This window comes from Streptococcus sp. SP8, assembly GCF_030440045.1.
Classification (GTDB): domain Bacteria; phylum Bacillota; class Bacilli; order Lactobacillales; family Streptococcaceae; genus Streptococcus; species Streptococcus parasanguinis_I.
The window spans coordinates 16652-41368 of record NZ_JAQFJL010000011.1 but is presented as its reverse complement, the minus strand read 5'-3'; the positions used below and the strand labels follow the sequence as shown (position 1 = coordinate 41368).

Sequence of the window (24717 nt, the reverse complement as noted above, 5' to 3'; positions counted from 1 at the left end):
ATCCTTTCACGAGGGCATACTCCCTCTTATCCAAATACCAAGGCCCAGAATTTGGGCACAAAAATCACCAGTCCTGTTAGTAGGGCAAAGCCTGATACGACGAGGACTGCTCCAGCCGCCATGTCTTTGGCATTCTTTGCCAACATGGAGAAATGGTAGTTACTAGCTAGATCCACCACATTTTCAATGGCTGAATTCATAATTTCAAAAGCAATCACCAAGGTGATGCTGAGCAACAAAAAGAGCCACTCTGTCGCAGAAATCCTAAATACCAAACCAGCAAGAATTGCTACAAGGGCTGATAAGGCATGTTTGCGCATATTGCGCTCTTCTTTGATCGAAGTAAAAATTCCTGTTATCGCAAACTCCAGGCTTGAAGTGAAGTCCCGATTTTTCCATTTTCGCTTATTGTCTTGTGAGTCCATAGGCTGTCAAAATCTCTTCCTGTAAGCCAAACATTTCCTTTTCTTCTTCCGGCGTATAATGATCATAGCCATTAATGTGAAGAAAACCATGCACTGCTAAAAATCCCATTTCGCGCTCAAAACTGTGGCCATATTCTTCGGCTTGCTCACGCGCCTTATCAATTGAAATAAAGAGCTCACCAATATAGGTATCGAATTCAGCCATCATCTCTGCCAATTCTGGATTTTCTGCAAGGTCTTCCTCGTCAAAAGAAATCTCCATCTCTGGCTTGTATTCTAAACTGATGACATCCGTCGGACGATCCGTATCACGGTATTCAAGATTTAGTTCATGACTGCGTTCATTGGTTACAAAAGTCACAGCCATTTCCTTGTCTTCTTTCCCAATTTTTTGAGCAGCAAATTCTAAAATTTCTTGCGTTTGTTTTAAGATTTCGTCAGAGACTTGACCAGTCTCATCTACCATTTCAATATACATCTGGATCACCTCACTATTATCACTTTATTATATCACAAAAACCAGCCTATATACTAGATACAGGCTGGTTTTCAATCTTTTTCTTTGCAGGACAATCTTACACCACTGTTTGCTGGATGGCATTCATCTGGGCATAGATCCCGCCTTGTGCAACCAGTTCCTCGTGTCTACCACGTTCCACAATGCGCCCTTCGGATAAGACTAAGATCTGATCCGCATCTTGAATAGTGGACAAGCGATGGGCAATGATAAAGGTGGTCCGGCCCTTTTGCAGGACTGCCATAGCCTTCTGGATGATTTCTTCTGTTTCCGTATCGATGTGAGAGGTAGCCTCATCCAAAATCAGAATTTGCGGATTCATATAGAGCGTCCGCGCAAAGGAAATCAATTGGCGCTCACCACTTGAAAAGGCGGATCCTTTTTCTACGACTGGATGGTCGATTCCCTTTTCAAGGCGCTCTACAAAGGGCCAAGCCCCGACTTTTTTCAAGGCATCTTTGACCGCATCCCGATCAATGTGATCCTGACTCATGGCTACATTACTAGCTATGGTTCCTGTAAATAGATAAGGATCCTGCAGAACAATCCCCATATGGCTGCGTAAGCTCTCACGAGAGACTTGGCGAATATCTTGACCATCAATCAAAATCGCTCCTTCTTGAGGATCATAAAAACGATAGAGCAGGTTCATAATGGAAGACTTACCTGATCCAGTATGGCCCACAAGAGCGATGGTTTGACCTGGACTAGCCTGAAAGGCAATATCCCGCAGAACTGGCTTGCCTTCTTCATAGGCAAATTGAACGTCGTCAAACACGACTTCTGCCTTTTCTATCTTCAGTTCCGATGCACCATCGGCCTCTAAGGGTTGGTCTAAGAAGGCAAGGACGCGGCTCCCCGTTTCTAAGGATCGCCGAATATTTGGGAATTGACGACTGAGATTGGCCATGAGATCAAATAGATTAATGACATAGTTAATATTGATAAATAAGAAACCAGCCGTCACACCGATATTACCCTGTAGGAAAGAAATCCCAGCTATAGTCAAAATGCCTGCAATCACTAAAAACTTGAGCAATTCCGTCAAGGTCCAAGAAGCAATAGAATCGGCTAAGAGGATTCGATCATTGGCTCCTAACATCTTCTGGGTAGTGGCTTCAAACTCCTCTACCACACCAGGCTCTTGATGATAGAGCTGAATCATACTGGCACCATGCAAGAGTTCATTGACCTGGGTATTGACCTCGCTTCGCGCATCAAAGAAATCCTTCATCGGCTGGTCCGTCATGACCTTGTAGAGATACTGAATCCCATAGAAAATTGGAAAGACCAAACACAAGAGAAGGCCCATCATAGGACTTAGGTAAAAGAGAATCCCTAGGATAAAGAGAAAGCGAACCAAATAAATGACTAAAATCATACAAGAGTTATAAAACTGGGTCCGCAAGGTCTCCGTATCATTGACAATTCTTGTCGCGATCTTCCCAGCCGGTTTATCATCAAAATAAGAAATAGGCAGCCCTTGCATGACTTGAAAGGCTTGATCTCTCAGACTAGCGGTTACTTGATTACTTCCATGTAGCAAGATCCGATTTCCCATGTAGCTAATCAGCTGCCCCAGGCTCAAGACCAAGAGATAAAATCCTCCCATCTGAAGCAAGTCACCTTGCCCGCCACCGTGGGTCAGTGCGGTCAAAGGCCCATCGATCATCTTTTGGAGAAGAAAGGGTGACAATTCAGAAAAAATGGTGGCTAGTAAGAGGCAAATAAAGCCAGCAAGAAAGACAGTTGGATAAAGCGTGATCCTAGATAATAATCGTTTCAAAACTTTCATCTTATTCTCCTTCCTGTTTTTGTTGCCGTTGGTATTGTTCATAATACCAGCCTTCTTGAGCCAATAAATCACTAGCTCTGCCTTCTTCTACAATCTGTCCTTGATCCAAGACGATGATCCAATCCGCCTGATGAACAGCAGACAAGCGATGAGAAACAATAATGGTCGTCTTGTCTTTTCGTTCCTTTTGAAGCGTGTCAATAATGGCCTGTTCAGTCTTAGCATCTACTGCCGAAAGGGAATCATCTAACAGCAAGAGCTCTGCATCTCTTAAGAAGGCACGTGCCAGAGAAATCCGTTGTTTTTGACCTCCTGATACAGAGACCCCTTTCTCACCGATCAGGGTGTCCATTCCCTGAGACATCCGCTCGAGATCATCCGCAAAAGCAGCTTGGGCTACTGCTTCCACCAAGTCATCTTGGCTGGCTCCTTTTTTACCAAGCGCTATATTCTCACGGATAGACTTGGAGAATAAAATATGTTCTTGGGAAACATAGCCAATTTTTTCTTCGATGGAGTGTCGGTTGTAGTCCACGATCGGTTGCTGGTTGACCAAAAACTCTCCCTCACCAACTGGGTACTGCCGCAAGAATTGTCGAACCAGGGTAGTCTTTCCTGCACCGGTACGACCAACAATTCCAACCGTCTGTCCTTTCTGAATGGTCCAATCAATGCCTGACAGGCTCTTTCGCTCAACACCAGGATAGCTGAAAGAATAGTCCTTAAACTGCACCAAATCAATCTGCTCTAAGTAGTGAGGACCATCTGGCTCCAGATCATCCGTTTCATCAATCACTTCTTTTAATTTTTTATAGGACATTTGACCTGTCTGGTAGACCAAGATCAGGTCCGCCATCATCCACATAGGCTCAATTAAGAAGACCAAATACAGCTGTAAAGCCAATAACTTACCAAGGCTCAACTGCCCGCTTGCCAGGGACTGGCCTCCAAATAGCAGGAGCAAGACCGTCGAGAATCCAATAAACAACAGGGCTAAAGGTCCAAAAGAATACTGGATAGAGGCAATTTTGTCCCCTGTTTTGGAGAGACTGGCTGTTTTTTTCTGAAACTGTTTGACCTGCTGGTCCCGTCTACTATAGGCCCGCATGACCCGGATCCCTTCGATCGACTCCAAGACCTCATCGTTCAACTGAGCGACTGCTTCCCGGTTTTGCTCAACATACTCCTCCTGCTTTCTACTCAAAAAATAGGTAGAGACGACGAGGAAGATCATGGGAATAAAGGAAATCAAGGTTAATTGCCAAGAAATGAAAAACATGGTCGGAATAATAAAGGCAAACAAGCCACCGCCAAACAGGAGCACCATCATCCCGTAACCAGCCATATCGGCCATCCCATCCACATCTGTCGTAAAGCGCGTCAAGAGATCTCCTGAACGGAATTTCTCAAAAAAGGGACGCCGCATGGCTACTAGCTTACGAAACGCTTGACCCTGAAGGGTCGCCTTGAAATGGACTGACGACTGAAAGAGTCGCAACTGCCAATAAAAAGCCGTCAAATAATTGAGGATGGCTGACCCTACCAATAGGACCATATCCCATACAAAGTTCGATTGCGTCAGCGTCTGCTGACTCAAATGATCCACTAAACGCTGGATAACTTGCGTCGGGATCAATAAGGTGTAATCATAAAGAATCAGGACCATAGCGATCTTCACATATCGCCACTTGCGCTCCCTGATATACTCCCAAATAGCTCTGATCATATATTCTCCTTTTCAAAATGGAACAGAAAAAACCCAAGCAAGGAGCTGAGTAGGTGCTCAGTCCACACTTGGGCCTTCTGATGCCTGTCACCAATTCAGTTAAGGCAGGCAAAAATGCATACAAAAAACCCAAGACAGACTCCTCCATCTTGGGTTTCATTCAATTTTTACATAGAACTCAACTGAGATTGGAGAAGTTGTGTATTCAATTGTGTCATCAAAACATCTACTTTGTTCATGATGGTTTTCTCCTTTCTCTTTGTTGTTCTAACTTTACCACGGATTTCCTTGCTTGTCAACGTTTTTTTGAAAATTGTTGAAAAAAGCCGGACTGTTAAAGATAGACTCGCAAAAAAAGAAGCCTAGATCTTCTCTAAGCTTCTCTCTTCTGCTATGCTAGTTGCCGGGATTGAACCGGCGACCTCATCCTTACCATGGATGCGCTCTACCGACTGAGCTAAACCAGCAGTACCTATCTACTATATCATGGAGATAGGTCTTTTGTCAATATCCTGAATCATTTTTCTGCCAAATATTCTTCCTTCGTGAGGACATAGTGGACTCTTGTCACCATTCGCCCCTCTTCATGCAAGTCTAGCATCGCGTAGGGCTCCTCGTGAGAATATTTCATACCTGATTTAGCCATCACCCGGCCAGAAGCTGGATTGTCCTTATCATGAACAGCAATGAGCTTGTTCATTCCTAACTGTTCAAAAGCCAAGGCAATGACTGCCTTGGTAGCCTCTGTCGCAAGACCCTGGTTCCAATAATCTTTATTCAGAACATAGCCAATACTCCCCTTCTTCAGACAAAGATCCAAATCCAGTAAATCAATCGTCCCTATAAATTTTTCATTTTCTTTGAGCTCGATCCCCCATCTTCCAAGTGGGCTCGCTAGGTAAAAGAGGGCAATATTATTACGCGTCTCTTCTATACTTTGATTGGTTGCAAAGGTATAGCGCGTAACTGTCTCATCAGAAGCATACTCAAACATAGCTGGTGCATCTTCAAGAGTGACCGGACGCAAGTGCAAGCGCTCAGTCTCTATTTCTAGATAAGCCGCTAACTTCACATATAAATTTTCCATTTGACACTCCTTCTTTAGGGATTAGTTTAGCAAATAACCTAAAGGAAGGCAAGCTCAAATTTTTCTTGCTTTTTAACCCACTTTTCTATACAATAAAATCAATCAAAACAATCAGATAAGGAGTGAAAAGGTCATTGAGTCAAGAGAGCAATCTCACACCAATGGCCTTTTTACACCTAAATCTGAGCAAGGAGGCAAAAATGCTCATTGGAATTCCTAAAGAAATTAAAAACAACGAAAATCGGGTCGGTTTGACACCTGCAGGCGTACAAAGCTTGGTGAAGAAAGGACATCAAGTGTTGGTGGAAACAAATGCTGGACTTGGTTCTGGCTTTGTCGATGAAGATTACGCCAAACAAGGAGCGACTATTGTAGCAACTGCTGCAGAAGCTTGGGCCGCTGAGATGGTGGTCAAAGTCAAAGAACCTCTCGCTGAAGAATACGGCTTCCTTCGCGAAGACCTCTTGCTCTTCACTTACTTGCATATGGCTGCTGCTCCAGAATTAGCGGACGCTATGGTCTCAGCTAAAACAACAGGGGTGGCCTACGAAACGGTGCGTGACCTTGATGGACAATTGCCTCTCTTGGTGCCAATGAGTGAGGTTGCTGGACGGATGGCCGTGCAAATCGGTGCTCACTTCCTGACCAAACAAGAAGGTGGATCAGGCGTCCTCCTAGGTGGGGTGCCAGGTGTTCCCAAAGGGAAAGTCACCATCATCGGAGGCGGGGTCGTTGGAACCCACGCAGCTCGTATCGCCCTTGGACTCGGTGCCCAAGTGACCATCTTAGATATCAGCGCCAAACGTCTGGCTGTTCTGGAAGATGTCTTTGGTCATCAAATCCAAACCCTTATGTCCAACCCATTTAATATTGAGGCCAGCGTCCGTGATGCCGATGTTGTCATCGGTGCTGTCTTGATTCCTGGTGCTAAAGCTCCTAAATTAGTGACAGACGATATGGTTAAACAAATGCGTCCCGGTTCAGTCATCGTCGATGTGGCCGTTGACCAAGGTGGGGTTATCGAAACAGCAGACCGTGTCACAACGCATACGGAGCCAGTTTACGAAAAACATGGCGTGCTCCATTATGCCGTTGCCAATATCCCAGGGGCTGTCGCTCGTACCTCTACTATCGCCCTTACCAATGTGACCCTTCCTTATGTCGAATCCCTAGCTGACAATGGCTTCCACAAGGCAATTGCCCTCGACGAAGGCCTGCGCCAAGGGGTCACCACTTACCAAGGCCATATCACAAGCCAACCTGTTGCTACTGGTTTAGAGCGCGACTTCACCCCAATCGATGAATTGGTTTAATTTCTAACATAAAAAAGGCAAAGATCTGATGATCTTTGCCTTTTCTTTTATTCTTCTTCTTCCACATCCGGTTTTTCTTTGAGGACTGGATTTGGAATGGGCTCATAGGCCCGAATAATCTCTGCTACTACTGGATGGCGAACGACATCCTTGGCAGAGAAATGCACAAAGTCAATTTGAGAAATGTTCTTCAATTTCTCCTGAGCATCAATCAAGCCGGATTTGACATTTCGAGGAAGGTCAATCTGGCTAGTATCTCCATTGACAATCATCTTAGAGTTAAAACCAAGACGGGTCAAAAACATCTTCATCTGCATGATGGTGGTGTTTTGCGCTTCATCGAGGATGACAAAGGCATCGTCCAAGGTCCGCCCCCGCATATAAGCCAAAGGCGCTATCTCGATAATCTCCCGCTCCATCATCCGAGTGGTTTGGTCTTTCCCTAAAATTTGATAAAGAGCATCATAGACCGGACGTAGATAAGGGTCTACTTTTTCTTTGAGATCTCCTGGAAGGAAACCAAGGCTCTCTCCAGCTTCAACAGCAGGACGCGTCAAAATGATCCGCTTGACTTGACCACGCTTGAGGGCAGTCACAGCCAAGGTCACTGCTAGGAAGGTTTTCCCAGTCCCCGCTGGTCCAATCCCAAAAGTGACATCATGATTCTTGACACTATCCACATAGATCTTTTGACCAAGCGTTTTAACTCGAATGGGCTTACCGTAACTATCCTTGATAATCTCTTCTTCATAGAGAGCGATGAACTTATCCAATTCACCATTTCTCACCATGGTAATGGCGGTCACCACATCCGGCGTTCCAATGGTCATGCCACGGTTGACGAGGACCAAAAGAGCCTGGATGACTTGACGAACCTGCTCGCAGCTTTCTTCTTCCCCAATGATTTGGACGATTTCTGTCCGGGCGTGAATAGTTACCCCAAATTCTTGCTCCATCAAACGAAGATGGCGTTCGTTAGATCCAAACAAATGAAAGAGATCGTCTGGATGCGTTAATGTAATTTCAACTGAATGTTCTTGCAAATAAAGAACCTCTCTACCTGTATTTTTCTATTATTATAACAAAGAGGCCGAGAAAAAACCATCCTCGACCTATCCTTCTCTAGTGGGCTTGGTATTCTTCCCAAATCGCATCAAAATCGCCAAGATTAAAGGAAAAGCTCGCATGCTCTTCTAGATAGCGACTGACCTCGTCAAAGTCATCTGTATGCTTGGGAAAAGCAGACTCGTGAAAAGCAAGATCTGCTAGAATGGCCTTAGGAGCATTGCTTTTAGGATTACGCTCCGTCATCAACCAAGTATAAAACGATTTTCGCATAAGCCTCCTCTTAGATTAACTCTGTTCCAAACTGGTCCTGCTTGATTTTTTTGGCCTTCATCAAGCCACCCAAGGCCTTTTTGAACTGGCCTTTTGAAATCCCAAAAGTTGCCTTGATCTCTTCTGGAGATGATTTATCATTCAAGGTCATAAAGCCACCATTGGCTTCCAAATAGGTCAAAATCATTTGGGCATCGTTTTCCAACATCTCAAAGGAGCGTGGCTTCAAAGATAGGTTCAAGGTCCGGTCCACCTCACGAAAACCAATAACGCGAGCATTTAAGACCTCTCCCAAACGAGGTTCTGCATAGCGCTCACTTGGGTGGATAAAGCCCAGCATATTATTCTCTGGAAGGTAAACAAAGGTCCCAGACAATTTCAAGCGGTAGACAATGGCTGGCCAGTTTTGGTTTTGCATATTGTTGTAGGCTGGACGAGCCAAACGCTGGAAATCTTCCTGGTAGGCTAAGATCCCCCAAATCCGATCTTTCTTATCGACTTCTAAACGAATATAGAGACGATCGCCCTTTTTAGGCCATAGATCTTTGATCTCCGGTAGGATATCTAGTGAGACAACAATCTGCTTATCTGGAAGCCCTGTATCCACGAAGACTCCCAAATCCTTGCGCACTTCCGTGACCGTTCCCCAGCCAAAGCTTTCTTGAGTTGCAGTGACTTCAAGTGTCGTGAGTCGTAGTTTTTGCTTCATATCTGTATAGGCAAAGCCCTTGACACTTTCTCCGACTTGGTGTGGGCCTTCTGCTTTATCAAGCGCGTAGGTTTGGCCATCTTTTTGAACAAAATAGAAGTGATCATTTTCATCGATGACCATTCCCATGATGTAGCTTGCTAGATTCGTATTCATGTTTCCTTCTTTCCTCTTGCCTCTTCACAAGAATAATGGAAATAAAACCCAGCCAGCAGTGCCAACTGAGTCTATCTTTCCTGTAATGGTTGGGATGGATTAAACTTCCATCAATTCTTTTTCTTTGTGAGCTGTCATTTCATCTACATGCTTAACAGCGTCATCCGTAACTTTTTGAATCTCTTTTTCAAGACCTTTCAATTCATCTTCTGTGATTTCTTTTGCTTTTTCTTGTTTCTTCGCTTCATCCATAGCATCACGACGAATGTTACGGATCGCTACTTTAGCATTTTCACCCACTTTTTTCACTTCTTTTGCCAAGTCGCGACGAGTTTCTTCTGTCAAAGCTGGGATAACCAAGCGGATAACAGATCCATCGTTGGCTGGAGTGATACCAAGGTCAGAAGCATTGATGCTGTGCTCGATGTCTTTCAAAGATGATTTATCAAATGGTGTGATCAACAAGACACGCGCCTCTGGAATGGTGATAGATGCCAATTGGTTCAATGGAGTCTCTACTCCGTAGTATTCTACGAAAATACGATCCAAAAGACTTGCATTTGCACGTCCAGCACGGATGCTACCAAATTCACGTCCCAAACTTTGGTGAGACTGGGTCATTCTTTCTTTTGCTTTTTCTACGATTGGGTTTGCCATAATCTTCCTCTATTTTCTATTATTTTTCTACGTTATTCGATACGGTTGTACCGATATTTTCACCAAAGACAACACGTTTGATATTGCCTGGTTCATTCATGTTAAAGACAACCAAGTCAATGTCGTTGTCCATGGAGAGTGTAGAAGCTGTTGAGTCCATGATGCGAAGACCTTTATTGATCACATCACGGTGAGTCAATTCCTCAAATTTCACAGCTGAAGCATCTTTTTTCGGATCGGCATTGTAAACACCATCGACCCCATTTTTGGCCATGAGAATGGCATCTGCTTCAATCTCAGCTGCACGAAGGGCTGCGGTCGTATCTGTTGAGAAGTAAGGAGAACCGATCCCTGCACCAAAGATCACGATCCGATCTTTTTCAAGGTGACGAAGGGCACGACCACGGATATATGGTTCTGCGACTTGTTGCATGGCAATCGCAGTTTGAACACGGGTATCCACGCCAACTTGTTGAAGCGAATCAGCCATCACAAGAGCGTTCATGACAGTCCCAAGCATACCTGTGTAGTCTGCTTGGACACGATCCATCCCTGCTTCAGCAGCAGGTTCTCCACGCCAAAGGTTTCCCCCTCCAATCACCAAGGCAATTTCAATTCCAAGTTCATGAACTTCCTTGATTTCTTGGGCCATATTTTGGACAGTTTTGATATCGATTCCGACACCACGTTCGCCGGCAAGAGCCTCACCAGATAGCTTGATTAAGATACGTTTATACTTAGGTTCTACCATTTTCTCTCTCCTTTTTTGATCTGTATTATTTTACCATAAATTACGTTTTTTATATAGTCATATCTATCAAAATTTTCTTTTTTCCATCCGATTAGTTTTACCAACTGTAGCAAATAAAAATGGCGTACAAAAAAAGCTACCCGAAGGCAGCTTTTCATTTCAATTAAAGTGAGTTAACATCCACTTTGATACCAGGACCTTGAGTTGTAGTCAAAGTCAAGCTAGTTACGTAAGTACCTTTAGCTGTAGCTGGTTTTGCTTTTTGGATTGTGTCGTTGAAAGCTTTAAAGTTTTCAACCAATTTAGTATCATCGAATGAAACTTTACCGATGATCGCTTGAACGATACCTGCTTTATCAGCACGGTAAGTGATTTTACCACCTTTAGACTCTTCAACTGCTTTCGCAACATCCATTGTTACTGTACCAGTTTTAGGGTTTGGCATCAAGTTACGTGGTCCAAGGACACGTCCAAGACGTCCAACAAGAGCCATCATGTCAGGTGTAGCGATAACAACGTCGAAGTCCAACCAACCATCGTTGATTTTCGCAACAAGGTCATCTTCACCTACGAAGTCTGCACCAGCAGCTTTTGCTTCTTCAGCTTTTGCACCACGTGCAAATACAAGTACGCGAGCTGTTTTACCAGTTCCGTTTGGCAATACCATTGCACCACGGATTTGTTGGTCAGCTTTTTTCACGTCGATGTTCAAGTTGTAAGCAACTTCTACAGTTGCGTCAAATTTTGCAAAGTTAGTTTCTTTTGCAAGAGCTACAGCTTCTTCTACGCTGTAGACTTTTGTGCTGTCGATTTTTTCAAGAGCAGCACGAAGTTGTTTGCTTTTTTTAGCCATTTTATCTTTCTCCTTGTAATGTGGTCATATCGATTTTCATCTCCCACGTCACTCGTCATTTGATCAAGTGTATTGCGGGCAAATAGGATTGTTACAATTAGTCAGTAACAGTGAATCCCATAGAACGAGCAGTACCTTCGATCATACGCATTGCAGACTCAATGTTTGCAGCGTTCAAATCTGGCATCTTAGTTTCAGCGATTTGTTGTACTTGTGCACGAGTTACAGTTGCAACTTTCGTTTTGTTCGGTGTACCTGAACCTTTTTCAACACCTGCAGCTTTTTTCAAAAGAACAGCAGCTGGTGGTGTTTTTGTAACGAAATCGAATGATTTGTCTTCATAAACAGTGATAACAACTGGGATGATCATACCAGCTTGATCAGCTGTACGAGCGTTAAACTCTTTAGTGAATCCCATGATGTTGATACCTGCTTGACCAAGCGCTGGACCAACCGGTGGAGCTGGAGTAGCTTTACCAGCAGGGATTTGCAATTTTACAAGTTTTTCGACTTTTTTAGCCATTTCTTAAATCCTCCTTTGTGGTTTTGGCGGTAATTACAGATTTTTACCTCCCACAAGTATGCTTTGTGCATACCTTTCTATTATACACGATTTCTCTTTTTTTGCAAGAAAAAATTAAAATATAGTAAACTTTTTTTTCGTTTTATGATAGAATGAAGCTATGTTAATCAAAGTTGCTTCTGTATTATTTATTTTTTTAACGCTGATTCTGAGCGGCATCATTGTTCACCTCTTTAAACTCCAAAAAAGAGGATGGCGATCTACCGATATTGCCTTTCCTTTATTTGCCTTGGAGTACTACCTGATCTCAGACAGCGCCTTTTACCACAGCCTCTTACCACTATTAGCCTTGAGCCTTTCGCTTTTGGCCTTGGGGCTAACGATTTATTTCTTAAAAAAGAAAAAGTGTTTTTATTATCCGAAATTTATCAAATACTTCTGGCGCGCTGGATTTCTAGTTACCTTCTTGCTCTATCTGATCTTAACCGCTAGTTTGTTTATCTAATGGCAAAGAGGCTGGGACAAAAGTCCTAGCCTCTCAATTATTTTTGGATTGTCGAGCAAGACACAGTGGTTGAGTGGGCTCTACTACGCTGATTTCATCAGCTTTTACAGCCATACTCAACTGTGCGGAGGTGGGACGACGAAATCGAATTCTAACGAATTACCGATTTCTGTCCCACTCTCTTTTTTATTTCTTTCGATGAAAGAACCAGCCCACTAGTTTCTTGAATACTTGAATCAAGAAGAGAGCAAGAACTGCCATGATAGCGCAGATAAGCAGCGTTTGAAGCCTCAAGGGGCTCATGTTAAAGAATCTCCCTAAGATACTACTTGAAACCAGGAAGGCTAGGATATTTCCTAGAAGAACCAGTCTCTTGTAGTGATTGAGAGGCTGGGATTCTTGATAGATAATGGTAAAGCCAACGAAGGCCATCAAGCAGATGGCTGCACTTGAGAGTTCTTCCGACCTCATGCCAAATGTTGAAGAGAGCAATACCAAACTAAAGATCAGTATAAAATCCGTCAAGGCAGCAGGTAGCGCATTTTTAAAGACCGTTTCGATAAAGCGCCCTTTGATGCGCTCGCTATTGGGCTCAAGCGCTAGAAAGAATCCTGGAATCCCAATCGTAAAACCACTGATCAAAGACATCTGTGACGGCATAATGGGATAGGTAAAGGCTAAAAGCGTCACTGAGATGGCCAACAAAATGGAAAAGATATTCTTGATCAAAAAGAGACTGGCTGATCGTTGAATATTATTGACCACCCGCCGACCTTCTGCCACGATGGACGGCATCTTTCCAAAGTCGGAATCCAGTAAAACCACTTGCGCCATCTTTTTGGTCGCATCATTTCCAGATTCCATCGCAATACTACAATCCGCTGTTTTGAGGGCCAGAATATCGTTGACGCCATCTCCAGTCATGGCGACTTTATGCCCCTTTGCCTGCAAGCCTTCTACAAGGCTTTTCTTTTGCTCTGGTGTCACTCGACCAAAGACTGTATACTGGCTCGCCGCTTGGTGCAAGTCTTCTTCCGTCAGCAAGGTTCTGGCATCGATTAGATCTTCTGCTCCTTTAATGCCTGCTTTTTGCGCGATGGCAGAAACTGTAGCTGGGTTGTCCCCTGAAATGACCTTAATGGTCACTCCTTGTTGTTTGAAGTAGGCGAAGGTTTCTTTGGCATTTTTTCTCAAAGGATTGGAGAGAATAATCCAGGCTACCAAGTCTACAGGAGCCTCTAAAGTCTCTCCCAGGTGTTCTCCCTTATATTTCCCAAAGGCCAAGACCCGATTCCCTGCCTGAGTAGCAGGAGCTATCTCTTGTTCAAGCTCAGAGAAGCCCTCTCGTAAGACAAATTCTGGAGCCCCCAATACATAGATCCCAGATTCAAAGGCAATGGCCCCATACTTTTTCTTAGACGTAAAGGGCTGAATGTCGAGAGCCTCCCAAGGCTGGCTGACTTGTGTCTTGTGGAATTTACGGATGGCATCCATGGTATCGTTTTGATCCATACTAGCTTCTACATACTGAGCTAGAGCTTCCAAGTCTTGAGCGTCTTTAACTGGACGAATCTCTGTTACTTCCATACCCGGCTCTGTAATGGTCCCTGTCTTATCGACACAAAGGATATCCACGCGCGATAAGGTCTCAATCCCCTTCATGCTATTGAGCAGGACCTTTTCCTTGGCTAATCTGACAGCACCCAGAGCCAGTGCCAAGGTCATCAAGAGATACAAGCCTTCTGGAATCATCCCGATCAAGGCCCCGACTGTTGAAGTCACACTGAGCTTGAGACTATCGCCTAGGCTGATATAGCTGCGAAGAAAAAGGAGCGAACCTAGCGGAATGATAAGGAGACCAATGATCCCCACAATGCGATTGACCGCATGGACCATATCGGACTCCTCATGAGACTTGACCTGCTTGGCTTCCAGGCTCAATTGGTTGATGTAGGAGTCGTTCCCAACTTTATCCAATCGTGCCAGTCCTTGACCAGCAATCACAAAGCTACCTGACATGAGCGCATCTTGCGCTCCTTTTTTGACCTCATCGGCTTCACCTGTCAATTGCGACTCATCGACTTTTAGCTCGCCCTCCAGCAAGACCCCATCCGCATAGATCTGATCTCCAGCTTGAAAACGAACCAGATCGCCCTCTACCAGCTGATCGATCGGTAGAGCGACTTCTTTTCCTTCGCGAAGAACGATCGCCTCACTCATATGCAGAAATTGCATCTGACGCAAGATCCGTCGAGAGCGGACTTCCTGCACAATTCCTACCAAGGAGTTGACCACGACGACCGGGACAAACAAGAGATTGTTCCAAGACTTCACTGCTACCAGCAAGACCGCTAAGACCAGGAAAATCAGATTAAAGTAAGTAAAGACATTGTCTCGAATGATCTGCCCAATACTTTTTTCTGTCTTAATCGTGACCCTATTTTGCTTGCCCTCTTGGATCTTTTTGGCTACTTCTTCCTGACTGAGTCCTTCTAATCTAACCATTGCTTTCCTCACTCATGTATTTCCAAGGGCAATCCTTCTGGATCAAAGAAAAATGCCATCTTCTTGCCATCAAAATCATCATAGCGAAGGCCTGTATTCTCAATACCTAGCTGATCCAATCTAGCTAGATAGGCCTCTACATCATCCACTTGAAAGGCCAGATGACGCAGTCCCGCATGCTCGGGCAAGGGGAGCTTAGGCCGTTCTGGGGCTGTCGGTTTGATAAAGAGTTCTAAAGTCAGCTGCCCCTGACGGAGATTGATCAAGATATCTCCGCGTTCGGGACGGTCATACTCACTGACAATCGCAAAGCCCAACTGGTCCACATAAAAATGCAACATAGCGTCGCGATCCCGTCCAATGATGGCAATATGATGAATCGTGTCTAACTTCATCTGGTCCTACTTTCTATTTTCTATAAAAAGAAAAGGGAGTGGGGCATATGCCCTTTTTCCCTATCCTTATGATTGTTGCAATACTTTTCGAGGCTTGGTCCCTTCAGCTGGTCCAATCACACCCGCTGCTTCCAACTCTTCCATGAGGCGAGTCGCCCGGTTAAAACCAACCGATAAGCGGCGCTGGATCATCGAAGCACTGGCTTTTTGGGTCTCGATGACGAGTGCTTTGGCCTCTTCAAAGAGAGGATCACCCTCGTCTGAGCCACCCATACCTCCATCAAAGTCTGACTCCGATACTTCTCCTGGATCAAAGGCATCATCATAATCAGCTTCTGCCTGCTCTTTGACAAAGTTGACAATCCGCTCGACATCGTCATCTGAGATAAAGGATCCCTGTAGACGAATCGGATGATTTTCATCAATCGGTTTAAAGAGCATGTCTCCGCGACCGAGCAATTTCTCTGCTCCATTTTCATCCAAGATGGTCCGTGAGTCGGTCCCAGATGATACCGCAAAAGCGACACGGGAAGGCACATTGGCCTTGATCAAACCTGAGATAACGTCAACCGATGGCCGTTGGGTCGCAAGGATCATGTGGATCCCTGCTGCACGCGCCTTTTGTCCAAGACGAATAATGGCATCTTCCACTTCTTTACTTGCGACCATCATCAAGTCTGCCAACTCATCGACAATGACCACGATCAATGGAAGGGGCACTTGCTTCATCTCAGACTGGGCATTGTACTCCGCAACCTTGGCATTAAAGCCAGCAATATTCCGAGCGCCCACTTTCGAGAAGAGTTCATAACGATTTTCCATCTCATCAACGACCTTCTGCAGGGCCCGACTAGCCTTGCGTGGATTGGTCACCACTGGAATCAAAAGGTGAGGAATATCATTGTAGACAGAAAGCTCCACCATCTTTGGATCGACCATCATAAACTTGACTTCGTCCGGACGAGCCTTCATCAAGATACTCGAAATAATCCCATTGACCGCTACTGACTTACCAGATCCGGTAGACCCCGCGACCAAAAGGTGGGGCATCCGGGCCAAATCAAAGGTCCGAGCCGAGCCATCTACAGCCTTCCCAAGAGGAATCTCAAGGAGTTTAGCCGGATCTGTTTTGGACTGCTCCCACAATTCACGGAAGGAAACGGTCGCTATCTCTGAGTTGGGCACTTCAATCCCGACCAGAGACTTCCCTGGAATCGGTGCTTCAATCCGCACATCCTTGGCAGCTAGGGCCAAGGCCAAATCATCTGCTAGGTTAGAGATGCGGTTGACCCGCACACCGACAGCTGGCTTAACCTCATACTTGGTAACAGAAGGACCGATTTCCGCCCGCTCCACTGTCGCCTTGATATTGAAGCTTGCAAAGGTCTCTTCCAAAATGCGGATATTCTGACGAACGATGTTTTTCTCTTTGGATTGATTTTTCGGCTTGTCAGGTGCGAAGAGATCAATCGTTGGAAGCTTGTACTGAAGGAGTTCCTTAGGTGTGAAATCTACTTGAACTTCTTCCCCATCGTCCTCGAATTCTTCGGCTTCCGGAAACTCTTCGTATGCTTCAGGCTCTTCAGGCCATTCTTCATCTGGCAGGTAGATCTCTGGTGTGGTTGGTGCGACAATTTCGGCTTCTGGGAAGGACTCTGTGAACGGCTCCTCCGCCAACACCTCTCCCGTTTCAGGGTCTACAGGATGCCCTTCCATTGAAAGGGGAGTTGGAAGAACTGCACTTGCTTCTTCTTGCTCTCTTTCAGCTGCCGCGGCTTCCTCAGCAGCTCTCGCTTCCTTTTCAAGGAATTTCTGCTCGCGACGCTCTTTACGTTTTTCCATAGAAGAATGGAAGGCTTCCGAGCCCTTTTCAAACAAATCATAGATGGAGTAAGGACTCATCAAGAGAATCCCCAATCCAATAAAGAGAAGGCCGATAAAATAAGAGCCAATATTTGAAAAGAGGAAGGAAATAGGAGCATAAAGAAGGGCACCTATCATACCACCACCGGCAAAGCTCTCCACTCGCAGATGAATCAAGTCTGCCATGATTCTTGAAAAGGTGACCTTGATCCCATTATTGTCTAAATGAAGGGAGGATACAAAGAAGGCCTGAAACATCAAGAGAAGCCCAGCAAAGAAGCTTAGGAATCCTGAAATCACCCCTTCGTGTTTGTCCAGCCATTTAAAGGCATAGAGGTAGAAAAAGGTCGCTAAAATAGCCAAGTAAGCCAAACTCCCAACAAACAGTCGGATCAAGTTGTAGGCCAAGACACCTACTGCTCCCAATTTCAAGGTCGCAAAAACTAAAACCAGACTAATCAGAATGGTCGCAATCATGCGATGAATCGCTTTTTTTCTTTCTAATTCTGCTTTGGACAGTCGTCTCGTCGACCGTGTTTTTTTTGATTGATTATTGTTTGCCATAACCTTTATTATATCACATTTCCAAGCCAGTTCTCTAGTAAAATCATTTCCTCAATTTTTCAAAATAAAGTAAAAAAACAGCACCGATTGGGTACTGTTCTTTAGAGCTGTTTAGAACGATATTCAATGATGTTCAAATTCCAAAATGGTTCTTACTCAGATTTTTTATCCTCCGGTGTGATGGTATCTAGAACTTGGTTGAATTTTTGCTCTCTTTCCAAGTCATGATCCATTTGAATGATATCGATTTGATCTTGTACATTTGTTTGTTGGACTTGTGGTTTATATAGTGAGGTAAATCCTACTCCAATCACCAGTAGACTCGCTCCAAGGACGCAAAGTCTTTTGACATGCCAAGCCATAGGCAAGGGAATTTTTGCTCCGAAACCTGATTTCTTAATCCAATCCGGATGGTCTCGCATGACACGATTTACCGCCATCAGAGGCTTCAGGTAGCCAAAGAGCGCAATGACCGTTGTCAACCCAATCACCCGAAAACGATTCTGATTGGACGGAGAAACATGGTTCACTTCCATCAAGACCATTCCCGTAATCACTAAAGTAATGACCAGTAATAAGCCCAAAGATCTCCATAGACCTTCCCTACGGTAGCATTTCAATTCATCAAATGACATCTGGTTAAAATTCTTATTCATTCTCCAATAACTCCTTGTGTTTTTTCAGGTATTGTTTCCCATACCATTCTTCTACAGACTTGCCTTCCCATTCACGGTATTCTTCAGGAAATTTCCATTTGTAATATGCTTGAAGGAAGTATGGTAAGCCTATAAAAGCACTGACAGCAAGCACTACTATATTACAAAAGATCCACAGCAATAAAAAGCCAAATGCCTTGATGGAAGTTGAAACATCTAATGAAAAGATTCCCAAAATATGCTTGATAATGATCCCTATTCCTAAAATAGCCATCCCATAAAGAGAAATCATTTTTGCGATCTTATTAAGGAAAGTATCTTCCGAAGCCTCTGCATACATAAGTTTTCTTAATCCTGCTAACGCAATTGTAAACAGCATGTAAGTTGCTATCATCATGATTCCATAAATGGCAATGATTTCTGCAGTGGATAGATTGGCCAATAAAATGTCAAAAACAACTAGATCTATTTCCAATATGAACCAAACCAAAAATGTAAAAACGTGAAACTGATAGCGATATGGTAACAGGTAAGCTCGTTTCACCCACTTTCCAATCACAACGAAAGAAAGCCAAATGAGAACCAAGATTAAAAATACATTTACTGTTAAGGATTCATGCTTAGCTATTGGAAGAGTTAACGTCTTGCTTTCATGAAATTCCATTGATACAATCAACAGAAAGAAGTTAAAACCGACAGGAAAAATAAGGGATAAAATAAAACTTCGAATTCGAAACCAAAGAGAAGCATGCCCATTCTTAAAAAATTTCGCTGTCTTATCATGTTGCTCTTGCTGTAACTTTACAAACCCATCGTCTTCGAGATTGAGACTTTCTTCAAAACTGGCTTTAAAGATCGATTTCTTCATTCTTATCTTCCAACAACTCCTTGTGTTTTTTCAGGTACTTCTTACCATACCACTCTTCCAGTGATTTTCCTTCGAACTCTCGATATTCTTCTGAATATTTATTTCGATAGTAACCATATAGTGAATGGGGCAAAAGTAATATAAAATACATACCCAAAAATATCACATTCATTAGAAATATCATACCAATCACTGATACTACACCTATAATATCGGTTCTAACTTCTCCGATTTGTGGAAAAAAGAATTTTAAAACCATCCAAATTGCAACAATTCCTCCAGCAAATCCTGTAACTAATTGAATTTGTTTAGATTGAGAACCATTATCAGTTTGTTTTTCATATAATCGAGTTCGAATTGAAGATATTCTTTTTCGAATAATCATCCCATCAATGATTCCAATTAGAGAATAAATTACAAGTAAACCAGGAATGGTTAAAGTTCTCCCAAAACCACTAATAAAGAATAAATTAACAAACAATATCATCCATATTATATACAAGTTTCCATTTAGAATGCTAACATATGGAACTTTTGCAATGTATTGTTTTCTACAATTGACTTTACTTATGGCATACCACAAAAAACCGCACAAGAAAAATAACCAGAATGGCAAAAAATTGATGCCCCAAGTTTTCACAGTCATGCCATTCTGTGGATGGGCAATATTTGAATCGGTTATTGCTGATAGTCCAAACAGGAACAAAATCCCCATAAATGAGAATAGTTTTCTCGCAATACTAAATGGCTTTGTGTAGATTTTTCGACTATTTGTGTCCTTGACCATATAATCGATAAAGCCATCATGACGCAAACGACGGCTCTCATAAAAATTGGCATTAAAGATTGATTTCTTCATTTTTATCTTCCAACAACTCCTTATGTTTTTCAGGTTCTTTCATTTAATCTCTATTTCGATTGGAGAATTTACAGATGATTGCCTTCATCCTTCAAGTATTGTTTAGCCTTTCGAACAATATAAAGTGATTCATCTTCTGAAACTAACTTGTGAAAGAGATCATTGGCTCTGTGCTGATCACCTTTAAGAGTGGCATTCAAGGCTTGGTAGTAGATAATTTCCAACTGCTGGTACTTGAAATCATTGCTTAAATCTTCGAAATAGTCATTGCTTTGATGCGCAATGGTTAAATCATAAAGGGCAAGACAGACCTTTCTTGTTTTCTCAGCCAGTGTCGGGTCTGTGATAGTCAATTCATTCAACCGACCCTCCAGTTCTCCTCTAGACAAATCAGGATCTGTCAGGACAGTTGATCGCATGAGATAACTTTCAAAAAAGTTTTTATATTTCTGCGGATAATCCGTCTGACTAAGTGCTTCCCTAGCTTCTTTTATGACAGTATCGAAATCTCCCATCATAAAAGAATAGGCAACCGATGTCAGCTTAATATCTATCTGTGAAATAGCTTTTTTCACATTCTTGTTCAACTGAAGGTATTGCTGCCAAAAAGCTAAATCTAAGTCTACATGGAGCAAGGTGTTGCACTTGTTGGTGTAGCTTTTCTTGAGCAATTGGATGAATAAAATCAAGCATGCAATAACCAATAAAACGCCAGCAGTCTGAAGAAGATTATCCCTGACCACTAATCCAATGCAAAAGATCAGAAGCATTGCTAACAAGCCTGCAGATCTAATATAGAGTCTATAGTTTTTGCGTAGAGTTTTATAATCCAATTTGTAGCCTCCTATTCATGATACGGTTTTTGAGGGAATTCGTTCATTTTCCACCAAATCAACTTATCTTCCATCATACCGAATTATCTATCTATATGCAACTTCCTTCTTAATTAGTGATTTATCAAATGTTATCAATCTTGAAACAACTTCAGAAAATAGAGAATCCCGTCCAGATTTGAAAGTATCGCAAAATTAAGGTACAATAGAGAAAGACAACTATGTTGGAAAGGAAGAATATGAAAAAATTAATCGCACTACTATTATTTTCCGGCTTGGCTTTGACAGCTTGTTCGTCTAATAAGACTGATGCTAACTCTTCAAGTTCAAGCAAAGAAAAGACAGAGCAGACAGCAACTTCTAGCTCTAGTGAAAAAGATCAAAAGAAAATTGAACAAGAACAAAAGAAATTAGAACAACTGCGCAAAGATTTTAACGATGCCATGACCAATGAAAATGCCGTCTTCCCACAACTCTCAACTGATGTGGCTGAAGACGAAGCAGAGGTTAAAATCACAACAACTGAAGGCGATATCACTGTGAAGCTCTTCCCTAAATATGCGCCCCTTGCAGTTGAAAACTTCTTGACCCATGCAAAAGAAGGCTACTACAATGGCTTGCTTTTCCACCGTGTTATTAACAACTTTATGATCCAAACTGGGGATCCTAAGGGAGATGGTACTGGTGGCGAATCCATCTGGAAGGGCAAAGACAAATCCAAAGATTCAGGTACTGGTTTTGAAAATGAGTATTCTCCATACCTTTACAACCTTCGTGGAGCCCTTGCCATGGCCAATTCTGGTCCAAATACCAATGGTAGTCAATTCTATATCAACCAAAATAAGGATGATATTTCAAGTAAACTCCCAACTGACCGCTTCCCAGCTAAGATCATCGATGCTTATAAAAATGGTGGAAATCCAACCCTCGATGGTGGTAACTACACTGTCTTTGGCCAAGTGATCGATGGCATGGATGTGGTCGATAAAATCGCCTCTGCCGAAACTGATGATAAGGACAAACCAAAAACAGATATCAAAATTGAAAAAATTGAAATCTTAAAAGACTATGATTTCAAGAAATAATGAAAAGAGAACCGAGAGGTTCTCTTTTTAAGATATTGATAAACAATTTACATAAAATTAGCTAGTAGATTCATTGGTAAAAAAAATGAATTCTAATTATTTAAGACATTCATCTACTGGAACTTTCCGCTGTGAGAAAAGTGAGGCTGGGACAAAAGTCCTAGCCCCTCAATTATTTTTGGATTGTCGAGCAAGACGCAGTGGTTGAGTGGGCTCTACTACGCTGATTTCATCAGCTTTTACAGCCCTACTCAACTGTGCGGAGGTGGGACGACGAAATCGAATTCTAACGAATTACCGATTTCTGTCCCACTCTCACCCGGAATTATTGAGACCTTAGGCTCAATAATTAGTCATGGAACTTCCTGGATTGCTGAAATCATCCACTGGATAATTTCACCTAACCTCCGTACTCACCTAAGGAAAGTTTCTAAGAAGAATCTGAAAAGAGAACCATGCAGTTCTCTTTTTGTCTTTACGTCAATTCATTAAAGTCCCAGATTTGGTCCATCCAGCCTTCATAGAAATCTGGCTCGTGGCAAACCATGAGAATCGATCCCTTGTACTCTTTCAGAGCCCGTTTCAATTCATCTTTGGCATCCACATCCAAGTGGTTGGTCGGCTCGTCTAGTACCAAGACATTGTTTTCACGGTTCATCAAGAGACAGAAGCGTACCTTGGTTTGCTCCCCACCAGATAGCACCTGAATTTGGCTCTCGATATGTTTGGTGGTCAAACCACAACGGGCAAGGGCGGCACGGACTTCTGCTTGGTTGAGAGCCGGAAAGGCATTCCAGACCGCCTCAAGCGGTGTCTGACGATTGCCACCTTCGACCTCTTGCTCGAAGTAACCAAGCTCTAGGTAATCTCCCCGCTCGACTTCTCCAGCGATCGGCGGGATGATTCCTAACAAGCTCTTCAAGAGAGTGGTTTTCCCGATCCCGTTGGCCCCGATGATGGCCACCTTTTGATTGCGCTCGAAGGTTAAGTTCAAAGGCTTGGTCAAAGGACGATCATACCCAATCTGGAGATCCTTGGCCTGGAAGATAAAGCGGCCAGGAGTCCGGGCATTTTTAAATTCAAAGGATGGCTTTGGTTTCTCACTTTGCAACTCAATAAGTTCCATCTTGTCCAGCTTCTTCTGACGAGACATGGCCATATTCCGTGTCGCCACACGCGCCTTATTGCGGGCTACGAAATCTTTCAAATCAGCAATCTCTTTTTGCTGGCGCTCATAAGCCGCTTCCAATTGCGATTTCTTCATTTCATAGACTTCAAGGAATTGGTAGTAGTCTCCTGAATAGCGGGTTAACTGCTGATTTTCCACATGGTAGACGATATTGATCACATCATTCAAGAAAGGAATGTCGTGGGAAATGAGGACAAAGGCATTTTCATAATTCTGCAAGTAGCGTTTGAGCCAATCGATATGCTCTGCATCCAAGTAGTTGGTCGGCTCGTCCAAGAGAAGGATATCTGGTTTCTCAAGTAAGAGTTTGGCCAAGAGGACCTTGGTCCGTTGCCCACCTGATAAGGAAGTCACATCCGTGTCCATGCCAAAATCCATAACCCCAAGAGCACGCGCCACTTCATCGATCTTGGCATCCAAGGTATAAAAATCACGGCTTTCTAGACGCTCTTGGAGTTCTCCAACCTCTTCCATCAGAGCATCAACATCGGCTCCCTCTTCCGCCATGGCCATATAGAGGTCATTGATGCGAGCTTCAGCTGTGAACAACTCATCAAAAGCGGTCCGTAAGACATCGCGAACCGTTTGTCCTTCTTCTAAGACCGAATGCTGATCCAGGTAACCTGCCGTCACATACTTAGACCACTCGACCTTCCCTTCGTCAGGTTGCATCTTGCCCGTCACGATGCTCATGAAGGTGGATTTCCCTTCACCATTGGCCCCGACAAGACCGATATGTTCTCCCTTTAGCAAACGGAAGGACACATCCTCAAAAATCGCACGGTCCCCAAAACCGTGACTCAAATTTTTCACTTCTAAAATACTCATGCTTGACTCTCTTTCATTGATTTCACTCGTATGATTATATCATCTTCACTACAAAATGAAAAGGGAGCCCAACTCCCTTTAGAATATATATAAATAAATTATAAGTAAGATAGGTTACGCGATTTTGTCAAGAAATCAAAATAAGTTCTAACTTATGAATCTCATAAAGAATATACCGAAACTTTCCGCCGTGAGAAAAGTGCTAGAAACATTATTGTTTCTAGCACTCGGGAGTTTTGAGACCTTAGGCTCAAAACTAAGTCATGGAACTTCTTTGAAGTTCGCTGACGTCCGTACTCACCCAAGGAAAGCTTCTGGCATACCTTTATTATAGATCTGAAGAAAATCCAACTCCCTTTTCTTTTACAAACCTAAGTCTGCGTATGGTTTTCGGTAGCCCACTTGAACAACTTTTCCGTCTTTGACAAGCAAAGGCCGCTTGATCAGCATACCGTCTGAAGCAAGGAGATCCGCCGCTTCTTTCACTGTCAGTTGATCCACCTTATCTTTCAAACCGAGTTCACGGTATTTCATTCCGCTAGTATTGAAGAAAGACTTGATCGGTAGGCCAGATGCTGCCATCCAGTCTTGCAATTCTTTGCTAGTCGGTGTTTCTGTGACAATGTTTTGGCTTTGGAACTCACATTGGAGACCGTCCAATTCTGATTTAGCCTTTCGACAAGTCGAACATTTTGGATATTCAATAAAGGTATACAT

General features: G+C 43.3%; 24 protein-coding genes and 1 tRNA gene. 3 read left to right on the top strand and 22 right to left on the bottom strand.

Going from position 1 to position 24717, the window contains the following annotated elements; translation table 11 throughout:
- Positions 1-26 precede the first annotated feature (26 nt).
- From PCY11_RS07895 to PCY11_RS07870, 6 genes are all read right to left on the bottom strand, one after another.
- On the bottom strand, positions 27-425 hold the full coding sequence (locus PCY11_RS07895) for a diacylglycerol kinase family protein (protein ID WP_003005463.1): 399 nt from the start codon (positions 423-425) through the stop codon (positions 27-29).
- The gene (ybeY, locus tag PCY11_RS07890) at positions 406-903 is read right to left on the bottom strand and encodes an rRNA maturation RNase YbeY (protein ID WP_003005431.1); all 498 of its coding nucleotides are present in this window, start codon (positions 901-903) and stop codon (positions 406-408) included. The genes PCY11_RS07895 and ybeY overlap by 20 nt, the downstream gene beginning before the upstream one ends.
- 97 nt (positions 904-1000) lie before the next feature.
- Positions 1001-2737: a tetracycline efflux ABC transporter Tet(46) subunit B gene (tetB(46), locus tag PCY11_RS07885; RefSeq protein ID WP_070449688.1), complete on the bottom strand. Its 1737-nt coding sequence runs from the start codon at positions 2735-2737 to the stop codon at positions 1001-1003.
- 1 nt (position 2738) lies between these two features.
- Positions 2739-4463 (bottom strand): tetracycline efflux ABC transporter Tet(46) subunit A, encoded by a 1725-nt coding sequence (tetA(46), locus tag PCY11_RS07880; protein ID WP_070466347.1) that lies wholly within the window; start codon positions 4461-4463, stop codon positions 2739-2741.
- 394 nt (positions 4464-4857) lie between these two features.
- A tRNA-Thr gene (locus PCY11_RS07875) sits at positions 4858-4930 on the bottom strand.
- Positions 4931-4980: 50 nt separating this feature from the next.
- Positions 4981-5550: a GNAT family N-acetyltransferase gene (locus PCY11_RS07870; protein ID WP_070466351.1), complete on the bottom strand. Its 570-nt coding sequence runs from the start codon at positions 5548-5550 to the stop codon at positions 4981-4983.
- 200 nt (positions 5551-5750) lie between these two features.
- Between PCY11_RS07870 and ald the strand changes: the two genes are divergently transcribed.
- Complete coding sequence (gene ald / locus PCY11_RS07865; RefSeq protein WP_023918764.1) at positions 5751-6863, top strand: alanine dehydrogenase; 1113 nt, start codon at positions 5751-5753, stop codon at positions 6861-6863.
- A gap of 47 nt (positions 6864-6910) precedes the next feature.
- Here the strand turns inward: ald and PCY11_RS07860 are convergent, their stop codons facing one another.
- The 7 genes from PCY11_RS07860 to rplK form a co-directional block, all read right to left on the bottom strand.
- On the bottom strand, positions 6911-7906 hold the full coding sequence (locus tag PCY11_RS07860; protein ID WP_023918766.1) for a PhoH family protein: 996 nt from the start codon (positions 7904-7906) through the stop codon (positions 6911-6913).
- Positions 7907-7985: 79 nt separating this feature from the next.
- A complete protein-coding gene (locus PCY11_RS07855) occupies positions 7986-8201 on the bottom strand; it encodes a YozE family protein (RefSeq protein WP_003005127.1) in 216 nt (71 codons plus the stop codon).
- A gap of 10 nt (positions 8202-8211) precedes the next feature.
- Positions 8212-9066 (bottom strand): RNA-binding virulence regulatory protein CvfB, encoded by an 855-nt coding sequence (cvfB, locus tag PCY11_RS07850; protein WP_003005366.1) that lies wholly within the window; start codon positions 9064-9066, stop codon positions 8212-8214.
- Between the two features lie 99 nt (positions 9067-9165).
- Positions 9166-9723: a ribosome recycling factor gene (gene frr, locus PCY11_RS07845; protein WP_003005165.1), complete on the bottom strand. Its 558-nt coding sequence runs from the start codon at positions 9721-9723 to the stop codon at positions 9166-9168.
- A gap of 19 nt (positions 9724-9742) precedes the next feature.
- Positions 9743-10474 (bottom strand): UMP kinase, encoded by a 732-nt coding sequence (pyrH, locus tag PCY11_RS07840; RefSeq protein WP_003005706.1) that lies wholly within the window; start codon positions 10472-10474, stop codon positions 9743-9745.
- Between the two features lie 163 nt (positions 10475-10637).
- Complete coding sequence (gene rplA / locus PCY11_RS07835) at positions 10638-11327, bottom strand: 50S ribosomal protein L1 (protein ID WP_003005355.1); 690 nt, start codon at positions 11325-11327, stop codon at positions 10638-10640.
- 97 nt (positions 11328-11424) lie between these two features.
- Positions 11425-11850 (bottom strand): 50S ribosomal protein L11, encoded by a 426-nt coding sequence (gene rplK, locus PCY11_RS07830; RefSeq protein WP_003005369.1) that lies wholly within the window; start codon positions 11848-11850, stop codon positions 11425-11427.
- Between the two features lie 160 nt (positions 11851-12010).
- On the opposite strand from rplK, the gene PCY11_RS07825 reads away from it, so the two are divergent.
- The gene (locus PCY11_RS07825; protein ID WP_024056054.1) at positions 12011-12355 is read left to right on the top strand and encodes a DUF3397 family protein; all 345 of its coding nucleotides are present in this window, start codon (positions 12011-12013) and stop codon (positions 12353-12355) included.
- Between the two features lie 186 nt (positions 12356-12541).
- Here the strand turns inward: PCY11_RS07825 and PCY11_RS07820 are convergent, their stop codons facing one another.
- The 7 genes from PCY11_RS07820 to PCY11_RS07790 all read right to left on the bottom strand — a co-directional run bounded on the left by PCY11_RS07820 (position 12542) and on the right by PCY11_RS07790 (position 20898).
- The gene (locus PCY11_RS07820) at positions 12542-14860 is read right to left on the bottom strand and encodes an HAD-IC family P-type ATPase (RefSeq protein WP_049522637.1); all 2319 of its coding nucleotides are present in this window, start codon (positions 14858-14860) and stop codon (positions 12542-12544) included.
- Positions 14861-14868: 8 nt separating this feature from the next.
- On the bottom strand, positions 14869-15255 hold the full coding sequence (locus tag PCY11_RS07815; protein ID WP_049522638.1) for a VOC family protein: 387 nt from the start codon (positions 15253-15255) through the stop codon (positions 14869-14871).
- 66 nt (positions 15256-15321) lie between these two features.
- A complete protein-coding gene (locus PCY11_RS07810; protein ID WP_070845969.1) occupies positions 15322-17682 on the bottom strand; it encodes a DNA translocase FtsK in 2361 nt (786 codons plus the stop codon).
- Positions 17683-17834: 152 nt separating this feature from the next.
- The gene (locus PCY11_RS07805) at positions 17835-18338 is read right to left on the bottom strand and encodes a hypothetical protein (protein ID WP_247926572.1); all 504 of its coding nucleotides are present in this window, start codon (positions 18336-18338) and stop codon (positions 17835-17837) included.
- Positions 18331-19206, bottom strand: a complete 876-nt coding sequence (locus tag PCY11_RS07800; RefSeq protein ID WP_049522640.1) for a hypothetical protein — start codon at positions 19204-19206, stop codon at positions 18331-18333. The genes PCY11_RS07805 and PCY11_RS07800 overlap by 8 nt, the downstream gene beginning before the upstream one ends.
- Positions 19187-20065 (bottom strand): hypothetical protein, encoded by an 879-nt coding sequence (locus tag PCY11_RS07795; protein ID WP_049522641.1) that lies wholly within the window; start codon positions 20063-20065, stop codon positions 19187-19189. Before PCY11_RS07795 ends, PCY11_RS07800 begins: the two co-directional genes overlap by 20 nt.
- 68 nt (positions 20066-20133) lie before the next feature.
- Positions 20134-20898, bottom strand: coding sequence for a hypothetical protein (locus tag PCY11_RS07790; protein WP_049522642.1), 765 nt, complete (start codon positions 20896-20898; stop codon positions 20134-20136).
- Positions 20899-21137: 239 nt separating this feature from the next.
- On the opposite strand from PCY11_RS07790, the gene PCY11_RS07785 reads away from it, so the two are divergent.
- The gene (locus PCY11_RS07785) at positions 21138-21983 is read left to right on the top strand and encodes a peptidylprolyl isomerase (protein WP_070449670.1); all 846 of its coding nucleotides are present in this window, start codon (positions 21138-21140) and stop codon (positions 21981-21983) included.
- Positions 21984-22458: 475 nt separating this feature from the next.
- On the opposite strand, the gene PCY11_RS07780 is transcribed toward PCY11_RS07785, so the two are convergent.
- The gene (locus PCY11_RS07780) at positions 22459-24000 is read right to left on the bottom strand and encodes an ABC-F family ATP-binding cassette domain-containing protein (protein WP_070449313.1); all 1542 of its coding nucleotides are present in this window, start codon (positions 23998-24000) and stop codon (positions 22459-22461) included.
- Positions 24001-24363: 363 nt separating this feature from the next.
- Positions 24364-24717 (bottom strand): arsenate reductase family protein, encoded by a 354-nt coding sequence (locus PCY11_RS07775; protein ID WP_049491206.1) that lies wholly within the window; start codon positions 24715-24717, stop codon positions 24364-24366.